8 protein-coding genes are annotated in these 16,961 nt (G+C 69.4%); all 8 read left to right on the top strand.

From position 1 onward, the window contains the following. The first annotated feature begins 187 nt into the window (after positions 1-187). The 8 genes from ACZ5PO_RS10995 to ACZ5PO_RS11030 all read left to right on the top strand — a co-directional run bounded on the left by ACZ5PO_RS10995 (position 188) and on the right by ACZ5PO_RS11030 (position 16,909). The gene (locus tag ACZ5PO_RS10995; protein ID WP_464193236.1) at positions 188-2,356 is read left to right on the top strand and encodes a TonB-dependent siderophore receptor; all 2,169 of its coding nucleotides are present in this window, start codon (positions 188-190) and stop codon (positions 2,354-2,356) included. Next, positions 2,350-3,963 (top strand): alpha/beta hydrolase-fold protein, encoded by a 1,614-nt coding sequence (locus tag ACZ5PO_RS11000; protein ID WP_464193239.1) that lies wholly within the window; start codon positions 2,350-2,352, stop codon positions 3,961-3,963. The genes ACZ5PO_RS10995 and ACZ5PO_RS11000 overlap by 7 nt, the downstream gene beginning before the upstream one ends. A gap of 417 nt (positions 3,964-4,380) precedes the next feature. Next, a complete protein-coding gene (gene entS, locus ACZ5PO_RS11005) occupies positions 4,381-5,646 on the top strand; it encodes an enterobactin transporter EntS (RefSeq protein ID WP_464193241.1) in 1,266 nt (421 codons plus the stop codon). A gap of 5 nt (positions 5,647-5,651) precedes the next feature. Continuing rightward, positions 5,652-6,833, top strand: a complete 1,182-nt coding sequence (locus tag ACZ5PO_RS11010; RefSeq protein ID WP_464193243.1) for an efflux RND transporter periplasmic adaptor subunit — start codon at positions 5,652-5,654, stop codon at positions 6,831-6,833. A 5-nt stretch (positions 6,834-6,838) separates the two neighbouring features. Then, positions 6,839-8,905, top strand: a complete 2,067-nt coding sequence (locus ACZ5PO_RS11015) for an ABC transporter permease (RefSeq protein ID WP_464193246.1) — start codon at positions 6,839-6,841, stop codon at positions 8,903-8,905. A gap of 159 nt (positions 8,906-9,064) precedes the next feature. Continuing rightward, positions 9,065-9,325: a phosphopantetheine-binding protein gene (locus tag ACZ5PO_RS11020; RefSeq protein ID WP_464193248.1), complete on the top strand. Its 261-nt coding sequence runs from the start codon at positions 9,065-9,067 to the stop codon at positions 9,323-9,325. A gap of 102 nt (positions 9,326-9,427) precedes the next feature. Further along, complete coding sequence (locus ACZ5PO_RS11025) at positions 9,428-9,634, top strand: MbtH family protein (RefSeq protein WP_464193251.1); 207 nt, start codon at positions 9,428-9,430, stop codon at positions 9,632-9,634. Positions 9,635-9,700: 66 nt separating this feature from the next. After that, positions 9,701-16,909 (top strand): amino acid adenylation domain-containing protein, encoded by a 7,209-nt coding sequence (locus ACZ5PO_RS11030; protein ID WP_464193253.1) that lies wholly within the window; start codon positions 9,701-9,703, stop codon positions 16,907-16,909. Positions 16,910-16,961: the final 52 nt, after the last annotated feature.

The following is a 16,961-nucleotide window of genomic DNA, read 5'->3' on the forward strand; positions in this document are numbered from 1 at the left end:
TACGGGCCTTTTTGCCGTTTTCACCGACACACTCACGGTCGACGCTCCATTACCTATTCATATACAAGGCCCCATCAGTCAAGTTTGCGGGACGAACTTAGAACGGTTCTGAACGCAGGTTGTTCAGGGGTGAGGCATGGGGCGTCGTCGTCCAAGATCGTCGGTTTGTCGTGGCGCCGCGCGTGCCGTGCTGCTGGGCTCCGCCAGCCTGTTGGCGGCGAGCGCCGCCGGCGCCGAGGAGCGGGGCGGCAGCATCGCGCTCGACACGATCGAGATCCAGGGGGGCACGTCGGATCGGCGCGAGGTCGGCAACGGTCCCGTAGGCGGCTACGTCGCCAAGCAGAGCATGAGCGGAACCAAGACCGACACCGCGATCCTGAAGACGCCGCAGTCGATCTCGGTGGTCTCTCGCGAGCAGATGCAGGACCAGCATGTCGACAGCGTCGCCGAGGCGCTGCGCTATTCGCCGGGCGTGTTCACCGAATACCGCGGCGCCTCCAACGTGCGCGACGAGGTGTTCGTGCGCGGCTTCTACTACGTTCCGCGCTACCTCGACGGCCTGTTCTTCGGCGGCGACGTCGACTACGCCAAGATCTACCCCTACCTGCTCGAGCGCGTCGAGCTGCTGTCGGGCCCGTCGTCGGTCATCTACGGCCAGGCCAACCCCGGCGGCATCATCGCCATGACGAGCAAGAAGCCGACGGCCACGCCCCTGCACGAGCTCGTGCTCACCGCCGGCTCGGGCAACTACGTCAGCGCCGGCTTCGACGTCAGCGACCGCGTGCCCGGCAGCGATACGCTCGCCTACCGCGTCGTCGGCTATGGCCTGAGCCGCGACCTGCAGGAGGACTTCACCAAGCAGCGGGCGCTCGCCATCGCCCCATCGGTGACCTTCACGCCGAGCGACGCGACCAAGCTTACCGTGCTCGGCGGCTACGAATACGAGCCCGACGCCGGCTTCCGCAACTTCCTCGACGCCGCGGGCACCGTGAAGCCGATCGCCGGATACGGCTTCGTGCCGCGCAGCTTCTTCGTCTCCGACCCCAACTACGAACGGATGCGGCGCGAGCAGGCCTGGATCGGCTACGAGTTCGAGCACGCCTTCAACGACCAGCTCAAGTTCCGCCAGAACCTGCGCTACCAGCAGGTCGATCTGGAGCATCGCACGCTGGTCTGGGGCTACACGAGCGCCGATCCGGTCACGGGCAACGATACGGTGGTCCACCGCAACGCCAGCGGCGGCCGTGACAAGTGGAAGCAATTCGCGGTCGACAACCAGATGGTGGCGAACTTCGATACGGGTTTCGCCTCCCACACGCTGCTCGCCGGTCTCGACTACCGCTACCGCAAGCGTGACTACCAGTGGGGCTACAATTCGGACGTTCCCACCATCGACCTCATCAACCCGATCTACGGCGGCTTCAACTACGGCGGCGTGCTGCTCGATCCCTCCGACGACCAGACCCTCACCGCCAAGCAGACCGGCGTCTACCTCCAGGACCAGGTCGCCATCGGCAACCTCAACATCACCGGCGGCGTGCGTCACGACTGGGCGAGCACCAAGATCCGGGACAAGCTCTTCGGCGACAACCAGTCCTACGACGACCGTGCCTGGACCTGGCGCGTCGGCGCCGTCTACAATTTCGACTTCGGCCTGGCCCCCTATGCCAGCTACTCGACCTCGTTCGAGCCGGCGATCCAGGCCCCGCAGACCGGCGATCCGGCGTTCAAACCGACCACCGCGCAGCAGTTCGAAGCGGGCGTCAAGTATGCCATTCCCGGCACCAGAACGCTGCTGACGGCCGCCTATTACGACCTCAAGCAGCAGAACATCGTCTGGGGCGCCTGGGACCCGGCGGTCGGCCAGACCGTCTATTCGCAGATCGGCGAGATCCACAATCGCGGCGTCGAGCTGTCGGCCCGCACCGAGATCAACGAGAACCTGTCGCTGATCGCCAGCTATTCGCACATCCGCTCCAAGATCGTCGATTCGCCGACGGAGGACGAGGTCGGCGGGATGCCGGCCCGCGTGCCGACCAACCAGGCCGCGCTGTGGGCCAAGTACGCCTTCACGACAGGCGCCCTGCGGGGGCTGACGTTGGGCGGCGGCGTGCGCTACATCGGCTGGAGCTGGGGCAACAACGCCAATACCTTCAAGGTCGATCCGTACACGCTCTTTGACGCCATGCTCGCCTACGACTTCGAGGCGGTCAGCCCGACGCTGAAGGGGCTCGCGCTGCAGATCAACGCCAAGAACCTGGGCGACAAGCGCTACGTCGCGTCCTGCGCCAACCTCTACGCCTGCTTCTACGGCGAGGGCCGCCTGGTGACCGCCGAGCTCAAGTATCGATGGTAGGCCGGATTCCCGTCGTGGCGCGGGCCTGCCTGGCCGCGGCCCTTGCGGGGGGCGTTCCCGCCCGGGCCGCTTCGGAGAGCCTCAGCATCGACAGGCCATCGGCCACGCCGGTCCTTCGGGCGGGAGACGTCGCCTCCTTCTCGATGGATGCGCAGGCCGGGGACTACGTGCGCGGCGATCTCGCCGTTCGCGCCGGCAGCTTCGATGTCGACCTCACGGCGGCCAACGGCCGGCATCTCCGCCGGCTGGCGACACGGATGGGCGGACGCATGTCCTTTCAGTTCGTCGCCGAGGACACCGGGCCGCTGACCATCAGGGCAACCGCCCGCGCCGCCGACAGCGAGGCGGCAGTCACGCTCACGTCGCACCTGACGCTGGCCGAGCAGGTGGCGCCGCCGACGCCATATCTCAGTCCCACCATCGCCGGCCTCGCCGCCGATCTGGCGAAGGGCGCCAGCAGCGCGGCCTTCTGGCAGCGGATCGAACGGGACGGCGCGCCGCTGTTGGAGCCCGGCCCCGACGGCCAGGCGCTCGTGACCTTCCTGGCGCGCGGCGCCAAGCGCAACGTGCGCCTGTTCGGCGCCCCGTCGGGTGACCACGAGAACCTGACGCGCGTGGCCGATTCGGATGTCTGGTTCAAGAGCTTCGTCGTGCCGCGGTCGACGCGGCTGTCGTATCAGCTGGCGCCGGACGTTCCCGTGCTGCCCGGAACGCCCCGCGAGCAGCGCCTGGCGATCCGCGCCACCGCCAAGGCCGACCCGTTGAACCCCAAGGTCTGGCCCGCCGAGGCGATCGACCCGTTCAATCAGGACTCGATCCTCGAGCTGCCGGAGGCGCCGCCGCAGCCGGGCTTGCCCAAACCGGGCGTGCAACGGGGGGCGCAATCCGGCTCGCTTTCGAGCTTCCGCTTCGCAAGCCCTCGCCTGGGTAACGAGCGCACCATCACGCTCTACCGCCCCAAAGGCTTCGACCCGCGCGATCAGCGCAACCGGCTGCTCGTCGTCTTCGATGCCGACGACTACCTGAGCAAGGTGCCGACGCCGGCCATCCTGGATAATTTGATCGCGTCGGGGCAGCTTCCACCCATCGCCGCCGTCTTCGTTCCGTCGATCGATCAGGAGACGCGAGGCCGGGAATTGCCCGGCAACGATGCGTTCGCCGATGCGCTTGCCGACGAGCTGTTGTCGCGCGTACGCCAGGAACTCGGCGCAGCGATCCCGGCCGACCGCACTGCTTTGGCGGGGTCCAGCTATGGCGGGCTCGCGTCGGCCACGATCGCGCTTCGGCGGCCCGATGCGTTCGGCAATGCGATCTGCCTGTCCGGTTCGTTCTGGTGGCACCCGCCGGAAAGCCCCCCGGACCAGCCCGAGTCCGTCGCGGGCTGGGTGGCGCGCCACGCGCGCCGGGACGTGCGCTTCCACCTGACCGCCGGCCTGTTCGAGAGGTCGCACGGCAATGTGCCGGCCATCCTCGAAACCTCGCGTCACCTGCGCGATGTGCTCGTCGCCAAAGGCTACCCCGTCAGCTACCGGGAATATGCTGGAGGCCACGACTATTACGTCTGGCGCGGGGCCTTGGCCGACGGCCTGCTCGCTCTTTGGCGCTAACCGCAGTCGACAGGAAATAATATTTGGTCTCCGAGCCAGGAAGACATATTATTAGCTATACTAATTCGTATTGACTTTATAATTGTTAAATTGAAATCTTTCGTCTTGCCGTTTTCAAAAATGGAATTGCCGTTTTAACGCAGAATCGAGAAGTCGACGACCTCCTCTAGCGCGGATATACACACGGCCGGTCGGCTGTTGCTGATCACGTCCAGCTTGGCTGTCGCGAGCAGCAGACCGCAGCACCCCGTGGCGCCCTCGGCGTAACCGGCGTCGGCATCGACCGGCATTGGCGATGCCGGAGGGTGCGCGGATCGGCCGAGACTGCGACGTCAACCCGAAAGGAGGACGCGACATGACCCGACAACCGTCTGCCCTCGCCGACGAGCGGCGGCGCGTCGCCGGGAGCTTTCCGTCATGACGGCATCGCGGCTCTTCGTCGACGTGGGGCTGTTGCGGCGCAACGCCAACTTTAGGCGCCTGCTGGTCGCGCGGACGATCTCGCTCATGAGCCTGGGCATGCTCGCGGTCAGCCTTCCTGTGCAGGTCTATGAGCTCACCGGGTCGAGCTTTCAGGTGGGCGTCGTCGCCGCGCTCGATGGCGTCGGGATGTTCATCGGGCTGATGCTCGGAGGCGTGCTGTCGGACCTCTACGATCGCCGCCGGCTGATCCTGATGGCGCGCAGCATCTGCGGCGCCGGCTTCGTCGCGCTGGCGATCAACAGCGCGCTGCACAGCCCTTCGCTTCCGGTCATCTACGCCCTCGCCTTCTGGGACGGTTTTTTCGGCGCGCTCGGCGTCTCGGCGCTGATGGCGGCGATGCCGATGATCGTCGGCCGGGAGAACCTGATGCAGGCGGGCGCGCTGGGCATGCTGACCGCCCGCTTCGCCAACATCGTCTCGCCCGCCCTCGGCGGCATGGTGATCGCCTGGGCCGGCCTGAGCTGGAACTACGGCGCGGCCGCGCTCGGCACGCTGATGACCGTGCTGACGCTGATGCCGCTGCCGGCAATGGTGCCGGAGCGGCAAGCTGTCCAGCATCCGCTGCGGATGATGGCCGAGGCGTTCGGTTTCCTGCTCCGGCACCGGATGCTGCTGTGCGTCTTCGCCATCGGCACGCTCGTTACCCTCACGGCATCGATTCGCATCCTGTTTCCGGCCCTGGTGACCGACGTCTACGGCGCCGGCGCCTTCGAAATCGGGCTGATGTATTCGGCGGTCCCGCTCGGCGCCACGGTAAGCGCCCTCCTCAGCGGATGGGCGAAGGACCTGCGCCAGCCCGAGGTCGTGATGGGGGGCCTTTGCATGGCGGCCTTCGTCTGCGTGGTGGCGCTGGGAGCGGCAGGCCACGTGTACGTCGCGCTGCCTGTGCTGGTGGCCTACGGCTACGCCACATCGGTCGCCTCGCTCCTGCAGTACACGATCGTCCAGACCCACACGCCCGATCATTTCTTGGGCCGGATCAGCAGTCTGTGGGCCGCGCAGGACGTCGTCGGCGACAGCGTCGGCGCCGTCGGCATCGGTGCCCTGGTGGCGCGCGTCGTGCCAGGCACGGGCATCGTCATCCTCGGCGCCGCCGCACTGCTGCTCGGCGGACTGATCACGTCCATCTTCGCCGCCATGGGGCGCTCCGGCGCGGCTCGCGGCATCGCCATCGCGCCCGCAGAGCAGGCCGACGGATGAGCGGCGTGGCGCGGACACGCATCTGGCTCGTGGCCGCCACGGCCGCGCTGGGCGGAGGCGGCGCCTGGCTCGCCGATGCGCGCCTCGGCGCCCAGTCGCAGGAGGCACGTTTCGAGACGGCCGTGGTGACGCGCGGCGACATCGAGGACAACGTCACCGCGCTGGGCAAGCTGCAGCCGCGCGACTACGTCGATGTCGGCGCCCAGGCCTCCGGGCAATTGGTGCGCCTGCATGTGCGCGAAGGCGACGTGGTGTCGGCCGGCCAGTTGCTGGCCGAGATCGATCCGTCCCTGGCGCAGGCCCAGGTCGAGGCGGGCGAGGCCGAACTGGCGCGCCTCAAGGCCCAGCTGACGGAGCTCGAGGCCAAGGTACGCTTCGCCGGCCGGCGCGAGGAGCGTCAGGCCCGCCTGGTGCGCAATCAGTACACCAGCGCCGAGGAGCACGACCGTGCGCTGATGGAGGCGGCGACCGCCGCAGCGCAATTGGCGATGACGCGCGCGCAGATCCGACAGACCACGGCGACCGTGCGCTCGAACCAGACCCAGCTCGGCTACACCCGGGTGTTCGCCCCCATGGGGGGAACCGTGGTGTCGGTCGATGCCCGCCAGGGCCAGACGCTCGTCGCCACCTACCAGACGCCCCAACTGCTGCGCATCGCCGATCTCACCGTGATGACGGTTTGGACCCAGGTCGCGGAAGCCGACGTGCCGCGGCTGCGAGCCGGCATGCCGGTGTGGTTCACCACGCTGGGGCAGCCGGGGCGGCGCTGGGACAGCCGGGTGCGGCAGATCCTGCCGGGCCCCAGCCGCACGGGAAGCGCGGCGGCGACGGGCGCCAACGCCACGTCGGGGCGCAGCTCGGTCGTGCTCTACACGGCCGTCTTCGATGTGCCCAACTCGGAAGGCGAGCTCCGCCCCGAAATGAGCGCGCAGACCTTCTTCATCACCGCTGAGGCGCGCGATGTGCTCGTCGTGCCGGCCACGGCGCTCCAGCCAGTGGAGGGGGAGACGGACCGGTTCACGGTCAGGGTCATGGAGGGCGACGGCTCGCCCGCGAGCCGGCCCGTTCGCATCGGCGTGCGCTCGCGCTTCAAGGCGGAGGTGCTCGACGGCCTGAGCGAAGGCGCCAAGGTCGTGACCGGCGAGCGCATCGAGGAGGGGCGGAGCGCCGTCCGCTTCACGCCGTGACGACGATGCACATCGACCGCCCTCCCGCGCAGACGGCGCCGTTGATCGAGCTCGTCGACGTCCGGCGCGTGTTCGTCGAGGGCACGGTGTCGACCGAGGTGCTGCGCGGCCTCAGCCTGACCATACGCCGCGGCGAATTCGTTGCGATCGTCGGGCAGTCGGGCTCCGGCAAGTCCACGTTGATGCACATCCTCGGCCTCCTCGATCGGCCGACGGCCGGGGTCTATCGCTTCGCCGGCCGGGACGTCTCGGGCCTGGCGCGTGACGAACAGGCGCGGCTGCGCCGCGATGTCTTCGGCTTCGTATTCCAGCGCTACCACCTGGTGCCGAACGTCGGCGCCCGCGCCAACGCCGAGCTGCCGGCCATCTATGCCGGCGTGCCGCGCCTCGAGCGCCACGCGCGTGCGGTAGCCCTGCTCGAGCGCCTCGGTCTGAGCGGGCGCTTCGAGCATCGGCCGGACCAGCTGTCGGGCGGCCAGCAGCAGCGCGTCTCCATCGCGCGGGCGCTCATCAACGGCGGCGCGGTCATCCTCGCGGACGAGCCGACCGGCGCGCTCGACAGCCGCACCGGCGAGGCCGTGATGGCGCTGCTGCAGGATCTGGCCGCCGAGGGCCACACGATCATCCTGATCACCCACGATCCGGGTGTCGCCAAGGCGGCGCGCCGCATCGTCGAGCTGCGTGACGGCGCCATTGTCGCCGATAGCGGCGAGGCCCGCGCTAGCGCATTTTCGAGCGAAGCGGACGCCGGTTCGCGTCAAGAAAGTGCAGGAAAACAAACAGATAGAGCATTTCCGCGGTTCGATGAAGCGCGGCAAGGCTCTAGTCACGCCGGCGACGCAGGCCCGGTGCAGCTTTACACCGCCGCGCGCCGCACGCCGGCGCTCTTCGCCTTGACCGAGGCGCTCCGCGCCGCCTGTGCGGCGCTGGTGGGCAATCCGTTCCGCACCGCTCTGACGCTGCTCGGCATCGTCATCGGCACCGCCTCCGTCATCGCGATGCTGGCGGCCGGCGAGGGCACGCGCCGGGAGGTGATGGCGCGCGCCGCGGCGACGGGCACCGACTGGATCGTGGTCATGCCCGACAACGACAACCCCAACCTTCCCGGCGGCCAGATCAGCCTCGCCGACGCCGAGGCGCTCGCAGCGCTGCCCAACGCCAAGACGGTCAATCCCGGACGCTGGACGACGGTAACCCTGACCGCGGGCAGCACCAGCATCCGATCAGAGGCCTTTGGCACGTCGACGGCCTACACCGAGACGTTCCGCTGGCGCACGCGCAGGGGTGGCTTCTTCACCGCGGCCGACGAGCGCGCCGGCGCGCCAGTCATGGTGCTCGGCTCGACGGTGGCATCCCGGCTGTTCCCGGACGAGCCCGATCCGTCCGGGCGCTACGTGCTGGTCAACGAGATCCCCTTCCTGGTCACCGGCGTGCTCGAGCCGAAGGGACCCGACGAACGCGGCATGGATCGCGACGATCGCGTGGTGCTGCCCCTGCTCACGGCGGCGACCCGGCTGATCGGCAGCATGGATCTCGGCGGCATCCAGCTCACGGTGGCGGATGCCGCGCGCCTGCCCGAGACCAAGCGCCTCGTGCGCGAGACGCTGCTGCAGCGGCATCGGATGGAAGACTTTTTCATCAACGACATGGCCGGACGCATCGCCGCGGTGGCGCAGACTCAATCGGCGCTCGCCGGACTGCTGGCGATGATCGCCGGGGTATCGCTGCTGGTCGGCGGCATCGGCGTGATGAACATCATGCTGATGAGCGTGACCGAGCGGACCCGCGAGATCGGCATCCGCATGGCCGTCGGCGCGTCGAGCCGCGACATCGTTCGACAGTTCCTGGTCGAGGCCATGATTCTCTCCGGCGCCGGCGGCGTGGCCGGCGTGGCCCTGGGGCTCGCCCTGGGCATCGCCGCCGCGACGCTCTTCGACGTCACCATGGTCTTCCAGTTGCGCGCCATCGCGTTGGCGCTGGGGGCGGCCGTCGGCATGGGCCTGCTGTTCGGCTACGTGCCCGCGCTGCGGGCCTCGCGGCTGGACCCCATCAAGGCGCTGGCGCGGGAGTGACGGACAAGCAATGCCTCACCAGCAGACCTGCCATCACAAATGAACAATCAGAACTGTCCTCAAGATGAATTATTTGAATTCAACAAATATAATTTCCAATATTATAGGTAATTTATAATGATCGCAGACCGCAGCGCAAGCAACCGTGGGAGATGAGATATGCATGCGCCCAGCCAGGACATCGTTGCCGGCATCTCGTCCAAGGAGGCACTCCGCGCGCAGCTGCGCCGCTTCCTGGACGACGATCCGGCCGACGACGACAATCTGCTGGATTTTGGCCTGAACTCGATCGTGGCGATGCAGATCGTCAGCGAATGGAAGCGCGCCAAGCTCGACGTGAGCTTCGTCGAGTTTGCCGGCAACCCGACCGTCGACGGTCTCTGGAACCTGCTGCAGCAGAAACGTTCACGCGAGGTCTGAGTGCGCCGTTCCCGAACCAAGTCCTCGCCGGGCCGCCGAGGCCGTCCTTCAATCCGCATCGATCGAGACGCGCTTCGTGGCGCACCGCTGGAGATCGCCATCATGATCGATGATCAGTATGTCAACCCGTTCGACGACGAGCGCCAACACTTCTACGCGCTTCTCAATGCGGCCGGCCAATACAGCCTGTGGCCGACGTTCCGCGACGTGCCGCCGGGCTGGCGCGTGGTCCACGGCCCCGATGAGCGGGCGAGCTGCCTGGAGCACATCGCGCACGCCTGGCGCGACCTCGATCCGGCCTCCGGCTGAGCCATCGCGCCGGCCGCCCCGTTCCTCCCCCTTTCCGCGCTCCTTCGGCGCCGCAAGGAATTCGCCATGCGAAAGCTGCCCCTCGTCAGCACTCAACTCGGTATCTGGTTGGCCGATCAGGTCTCGGCCGGGCGAAATGCCTATGTGATCGCGCATGCGATCGAGCTCGGCGGCGCCATCCGGGCGGACCTGCTGGCCGACGCGATCGCGCGCGGATTGGCGGAGGCGGACACCGTCGGCGCCTCGTTCGGCGAGGATGCCGACGGCCCGTGGCAGACGATCCCGGACGCCACCGAGCGGCCGCGGATCGTCCCGGAGCATCTGGACCTGACCGGCGCAGCCGATCCGGAGGCGGCAGCCCGGGCGTTCATGCAGGGGGATCTGCATCGCGAGCTGCCGGCGGGCGGCGACCGGCCGCTGCAACGGCAGGTCATCATCGACGCCTCCACCGACGGGCTGCCACGCCGGTTCTGGTACCAGCGCTATCACCATCTGATGCTGGACGGGTTCAGCTTCACGGCGCTTACACGCCGCGTCGCCGAGATCTACAGCGGCCTGCTCGCCGGCGAGGCGCTGACCGCGTCGCCGTTCGCCGGCGTCGCCGAGGTGATCGAGGAGCACCGGGCCTACGCGGCCTCGCCGGCCTTCGCCAAGGATCGAGACTACTGGCGCGATTACTGCCGGGATCTGCCACAGCCCTGCAATCTGTCTCTTCACCGGGAGCGGCCGGCGGCAGCGCTGGCCGCCGTCGTCGCTCACGCGCGTCCGCTGCCGCCGGCCATCTTCGATGCCCTGGACGGGATGGCCGCCGAGCACGGGCTCGCGGTCTTCGACCTGCTCATGGCGGCGATCGTCGCCTACCTGCACCGTCTGTCCGGCGTCGGACCGCAGGTGGTCGGTGTCCCCTTCATGCGGCGCATGGGGTCCGTCGCCCTCACCGCCGTTGCGCCCGTCGTCAACGTGCTGCCGGTCCGGGTCGACGCGGACGGCGCCATGACGCTTGCGGACCTCGCCCGGCAGGTCAAGCTGGCGCTGCGCGACGCCCGTCGCCACCAGCGCTACGACGCGGAGCAGATCCAGCGCGACATCGGCTACGTCGGCTCGGGACGCGTGCTCTATGGCCCTGTCGTCAACTATCGGATGTTCGACTACGACCTGCGCTTCGGCGACGTCCGCGGCACGACGCATCATCTGGCGACCGGCCCCGTCGACGATATCGAGTTCGGCCTCCTGATCCGCGACGGCGTCATCACCCTGGAGCTGCGGGCCGATGCGGTCCGCTACGACCAGGAGGACCTCGTCCGGCACGGTGTGCGCCTGCAGGGCCTGCTGGAAGCGTGCTGCCGCGATCCCGCAACGCCGGTCGCCGCGTTGCCGGTGATCGAGCCGGGCGAAGCGCGGATCATCGCCACCCACGCCGCAGGGGCGGAGATCGCCGCGCCGCGAGCAATCGTCTCCATCGTCGATGTCTTCGCGGAACAGGCCGCGCGGACCCCCGAGTCAACGGCGCTGGTCTGCGACGGCGCCGCCCTCTCGTTCATAGATCTTTCGGCCGGCGCCTTCCGACTCGCCCGCCTTCTGGTCGACAGGGGCCTCGGGCCTGGAGACGCCGTTGCGGTCGCGCTGCCGCGTTCGACGGAGGCCGTCCTTGCGATGCTCGCGGTGATGGCCAGCGGCGCCACCTACGTTCCGCTCGATGTCGACTATCCGGCCGAGCGACTGGCGGCCATGTGCGAGGACGCGCGCCCGGCCCTCGCACTCACGGTGGCGGCGGCGGCCGGGCTGCTGCCGAAGGCCGTCCCGGTTCTGCGCCTCGATGATGCGGCCACGCGAACGGCCTGCGCGCGTTTCGCCGGCGGCCGCGTCGACGCGTCCGAATTGAAGCGCCCGCCGCGGCCGGACGACGTGGCCTACGTCATCTTCACGTCCGGCTCGACCGGCCGTCCGAAGGGGGTCATGAACACCCACGGCGCGCTCGTGAACCTGTTGTGGTCGCACCGGACGGCCATCTATGAGCCCGGCCTCGCCACCGTCGCCGAGCGCCATCCGGGCCGGGCCCTGCGCGCTGCGCACACCCATTCCTTCGCCTTCGATTCATCCTGGCTGCAGCTGTTCTGGATGGTCCTCGGCCAGGAGTTGCACGTCATCGACGAGGACACGCGCCGCGACGCCGTGGCGCTGGTCGAGCGGGTGCGGGCGGACAGCATCGACGCCATGGACCTGCCGCCCTCCTTCTGCGCGCAGATGCTCAACAGCGGGCTGATGGCTCCTGGCCACCACCACCCCAGCATCGTGCTGATCGGCGGGGAGGCCGCGCCGGCGGCGCTCTGGACGGAGCTGCGCCGCCACCGCGGCCTGCATGCGCACAATCTCTACGGCCCCACCGAATATACGGTCGATGCGCTGCGCGCCCGGGTGCACGACGTCGCCGCGCCGGCGATCGGTCGGCCGATCGCCAACACCCGGATCCACGTGCTGGACCGGATGCTGAAGCCGGTGCCGGTCGGCGTTGCGGGCGAGCTCTACATCGCCGGCAGAGGCCTCGCCCGCGGCTATCTCGGGCGGCCTGACCTCACGGCACAGCGCTTCGTCGCCGCGCCGTCAGGCACCGGCGACGTGATGTACCGGACCGGAGACCTGGTGCGATGGAGCGCCGCCGGCCTCGTCGAGTTCATCGGGCGGGTCGATCACCAGGTGAAGGTGCGCGGCTACCGGGTGGAGACGAGCGACATCGAAGCCGCGCTCGCGGCGGCTCCAGGCGTCGATACGGCCCTCGTGATCGCCGAAGCGCTGAACGACAGCCATCGTCTGATCGGCTATTGCGCGATGGCCGAAGCCCGGAGCTGGGACGAGCGTGCGCGCGCCGACCACGCCCAGACGTTGCGCGTCGGCCTGCGGCAGCGGCTGCCGGACTACATGGTTCCAGCCACGATCGTGGTGCTGGATGCTCTCCCGCTCAACGTCAACGGAAAGGTCGACCGGGCTCGCCTGCCCGCTCCCACCGTGTACGTGGACGCGGCGCCCGCGACACCGGAGGAAGCCCTGGTCGCCGCAGCCATGGCCCGCGCGCTGAAGCTGCCGGCCGCGGGGGCCGAGGCGGACTTCTTCGCGCTCGGCGGCGACAGCATCAGCGCCATCGTACTGTGCAACGCCTTGCGGGCCGACGGCTTCGCGCTGCGGCCGCGCGACGTCTTCATGCACCGGGATCCGCGGCGCATGGCGCTTGCCCTGTCGCCGCTGCGGGAGGCGGCCGCGCCGGCACGGCAGGACGAATCGGACCGCCTCGCTCGCGCCGAGCTGGTGTCGCCGGTCGAAGCTCTGGCTCTGCGGGCTCGCTATGGGGCCATCGACGCCATCCTGCCCGTCCTGCCGACGCAGCGAGGCATGCTGTTCCATGCCCAGCTCGGCGACCGGTCCGCCAGTTACAACGCGTTCACCCGCCTCGACCTCGACGGCGCGCTCGACGTGGCGCGCCTGCGCCGGGCGCTCGACGCCGTGCTGCGCCGCCACCCCCAGCTTGCCGGCGTGTTCGATGCCGACGGGCGTGACGAGCCGCTCCTCGTCGTGCCGGCGCTGTCCGCCGACGGCGCCGACCTCTGGCCCTGGTCGGCGCACGACATCGGCAGCCTGGCCGCGGCGGAACAGGATGCGGCGCTGGCGCGCCTCGAGCAGGCGGCGGTCGAGCGCAATCTGGTCGCCTCCGCCGTCCGGCGCCTGGCCCAGGCCGTGCTCATCCGCTGCGGCTCGGATCGCCATGTTCTCATCCTTGTCGTCCATCATCTCATGATCGACGGCTGGTCGACCCCGCTCCTGTTGCGCGATCTGTTCGAGGCCTATCGGCGCGATGCCCCGCTCACGCCCCTCGCCGTCGGCTACGGCGAGGTGGTGACCCAGCTCGCCGCGCGCGACATGACGGCGAGCCGCGCCATCTGGGCCGAGGCGCTCGCCGACGCCGCTCCCTGCCGCCTGTTCGAGCATGTGTCGGCCACCGCCGCGGTGGAGGAGGTCACGCTGAGGCTGCCGACGGATCTCTCGCAAGCCGTCACGGCGGAGGCGCGCCGGCGGGGTGTCACCCTGAACGTGCTGATGCAGGCGGTATGGGCCGTCGTGCTCGGTGCCATGGCGGGGCGGAACGACGTGGTCTTCGGCACGCCCGTGTCGGGGCGCGCCGCCAACGTCGCCGGCATCGGCGAGCAGGTCGGGCTCTTCCTCAACACCGTTCCGGTGCGCATCGCGCTCGAGCCGGACCAGCCGCTCTGGGCGCAGATGGCGGTGCAGCAGCAGCGGCATGCGCTGCTGATGGAGCACGACGGCCTGGGCCTCGGCGAGATCCAGGAGATCGCCGGCCGCGGCAACCTGTTCGACACCCTGCTGGTCGTGGAGAACTACCCGGACAGCGGCTACCTCGATCAGGAGCTCGACGGCCTCGCAGTGCGCGACATCCGCAACCGCGGCTACAGCCACTATCCCCTCGCGCTGCTGGTGCTGCCGGGCGACCGCCTGACCCTGCTCGTCGAAAACCGCGGAGCGGTGAGCGACGCCCGCGGCCTGGCCGAGCGTGTGGCCCAGGTCATCGAAACGCTGGCGCGGCAGCCGGCCGTGCCGGTGGCGGGACTCGCGCTGACCACCGCTGCCGATCTGACGCTGTTTGCGGCGGCCAATGCCACCGAGAGGCCGCTGCCGGCGCTCACGGTGCGCGATCTGCTCGTGGCCCAGGCGGCGCGAACGCCCGACGCGATCGCCCTGATCGACGAAGCGCATCGCCTCAGCTTCCGCCAGGTGCGCCACGAGGTGCTGCACCTGGCCGAGCAGCTCCGGCAGTGCGGCGTCGGCCCCGGCGATATCGTTGCCGTGGCGCTGCCGCGCTCGGCACGCCTCAGCCTTGCGCTGCTGGCGGTGGTCGAAGCCGGCGCGGCATTCCTGCCCCTGGATCTCAGCTACCCGCGCGACCGGCTCGCATTCATGCTCGAGGATGCGCGGCCACGCCTCCTCGTCACCGATGCGTCCACCCGGCAGGTCGTCGGCGGCAGCCTCCCCGCCATCCTCTTCGAGCACCTGTCGGATCCGGACCAGGAGACGCGCGATCTGTCGACCGGGGACGGGCTGTCGCCGCGCCACCCCGCCTACGTTCTGTACACCTCGGGCACCACGGGCCGGCCCAAGGCCGTGGTCGTGCCTCACGACGCCATCGTGAACCGGATCCTGTGGATGCAGGATGCCTATCCGCTCGCCGCCGACGACACGGTGCTGCAGAAGACGCCGTGCGGTTTCGACGTCTCGGTGTGGGAGCTCTTCTGGAGCTACATCGTCGGCGGGCGCCTGGTGATGGCGCCGCCCGAGGCCCACCGCGATCCGGCGGCCCTGGTCGAGCTCATCGAGACGCACGGGGTGACGACGCTGCATTTCGTGCCCTCGATGCTGGCGCTGTTCCTTGCCACCGTCCGGGAGACCGGCGACCGGCAGGACGTGATCTGCCCGACCCTGAGGCGCGTGTTCTGCTCCGGCGAGGCGCTGCCGCGCAGCCTGGCGCAGGAATTCGGCGGCTGCTTCGCCGCCGAGCTGCACAACCTCTACGGCCCGACCGAGGCCGCCGTCGACGTGACCTACGCCGCCGCCCTCGGCGAGGCCGTCCGGGGCGGCGGCGGCGTTCCGATCGGCCGGCCGGTGTGGAACACCCGGCTGCACATTCTCGATCATCTGTTGCGCCGGACTCCGGTCGGCGTCGCCGGCGAGCTCTACCTGAGCGGCGTTCAGCTCGCGTCGGGCTACCTGGGCAGGCCCGACATCACGGCAGAGCGCTTTGTCGCCTCGCCCGACGACGCCGGCACGCGCATGTACCGGACCGGCGACGTCGCCCGCTGGTTGCCCGACGGCCAGGTGGACTACCTCGGGCGGACCGATGACCAGATCAAGATCCGCGGCCAGCGCGTCGAGCTGGGCGAGATCGAGACCCAGATCGAGCGGCTGCCGGGGGTCGCGCGGGCCGTGGTCCAGGCGGTCGCGCTCGGTGGCAGCCGGCTCGCCGGCGCGGACGAACGCCAACTGGTGGCCTACATGGTTCCGGCGGGCTCCGCCGCACCGACCGCCGACGAGATCCGGAGCCGGCTGCAGGCGGTGCTGCCGTCCCACATGATCCCGGTGGCCTTCGTCGCGCTCGACGCGCTGCCGCTGTCGGTGAACGGCAAGCTCGACCGCAAGGCGTTGCCGCTGCCCGGCCTGGGTGCTGCCGGCACGGCCGGCCGGGCTCCGGCCGAGGGGCTCGAGAGCCGCCTCGCGGCCATCTTCGCGGAGCTGCTCGGCGCCCCGTCCGTCGGCGCCGACGACGACTTCTTCGCCATCGGCGGCCACTCGCTGCTCGCCATGCGCCTCGCCGCCCGCATCCGCCGCGACCTGCGCCGCCAGGTCTCGGTCGGACAGATCGTGGTCATGCCGACGGTCGCCAAGCTCGCCGAGCACCTCGTCGCGGGCGAGCTGGTCGACGGCATGGCAAAGGATGGCTTCGACCTCGTCGTCCGCCTGCGCGAAGGCCGGGGCACGCCGCTGATCTGCATCTATCCCGCGTCCGGCGTCTCCTGGCAGTACAGCGTCCTGTCGCGTTATGTGCGCAAGGACATGCCGATCATCGGCCTGCAATCGCCCCGTCCGCACGGGCCGATCGCCATGAGCGCCGACATGGACGAGGTCTGCGACCGGCAGCTCGCTATCCTGCGCGAGGTGCAGCCGCGCGGCCCGTATTTTCTCCTGGGCTATTCGCTCGGCGGCACGATCGCCCACGGCGTGGCCGTCCGGCTGGAGCGCATGGGCGAATGCGTCCGTTTCCTCGGCCTGCTCGACACCTATCCCGCCGAGGCGCACGACTGGAGCGACCCGGACGGTGCCCAGGCGAACATCGGCGCCGAGCGCGAGCAGGAGAAGTTCATCAACGACGCCATGGCCGACGTGATGGACGACGCCTTCCGGCGCGAAAAGGAGGAGATGTTCGGCCACATCTTCGAGAACTATCGCGACAGCGTCACGCTGCTGTCGCGCGCCTCGACCGCCCGCTACGGCGGGCACATGAACCTGTTCGTTGCCGGCAAATCGATGCTGCCGGGGATCGACACCGACGGCTGCTGGATCGGCCGGGTGGGGAGCCTCTCGATCCACCGCCTCCCCTATTGCTCGCACGAGGACATCGTCTCTCCGGCTTCGCTCGAACGGCTCGGTCCTCTCCTCAACGCGCTGATCGAAGAGGCCGACGCGCCGGCCGGGTGCCTCAGCCCCGCTGCCGAATAGGCCGGTCCGTGCTTGTGAACATCGACGTTGACGCAAAGCGCGTTTGCCCTTG

The sequence above is a fragment of the Chelatococcus sp. KU-N122 genome, assembly GCF_055391085.1.

Coding starts and splice junctions, on each gene's coding strand:
- ACZ5PO_RS11000 (WP_464193239.1), top strand. CDS start 2,350: ATGGTAGGCCGGATTCCCGTCGTGGCGCGGGCCTGCCTGGCCGCGGCC.
- entS (WP_464193241.1), top strand. CDS start 4,381: ATGACGGCATCGCGGCTCTTCGTCGACGTGGGGCTGTTGCGGCGCAAC.
- ACZ5PO_RS11015 (WP_464193246.1), top strand. CDS start 6,839: ATGCACATCGACCGCCCTCCCGCGCAGACGGCGCCGTTGATCGAGCTC.
- ACZ5PO_RS11020 (WP_464193248.1), top strand. CDS start 9,065: ATGCATGCGCCCAGCCAGGACATCGTTGCCGGCATCTCGTCCAAGGAG.
- ACZ5PO_RS11025 (WP_464193251.1), top strand. CDS start 9,428: ATGATCGATGATCAGTATGTCAACCCGTTCGACGACGAGCGCCAACAC.
- ACZ5PO_RS11030 (WP_464193253.1), top strand. CDS start 9,701: ATGCGAAAGCTGCCCCTCGTCAGCACTCAACTCGGTATCTGGTTGGCC.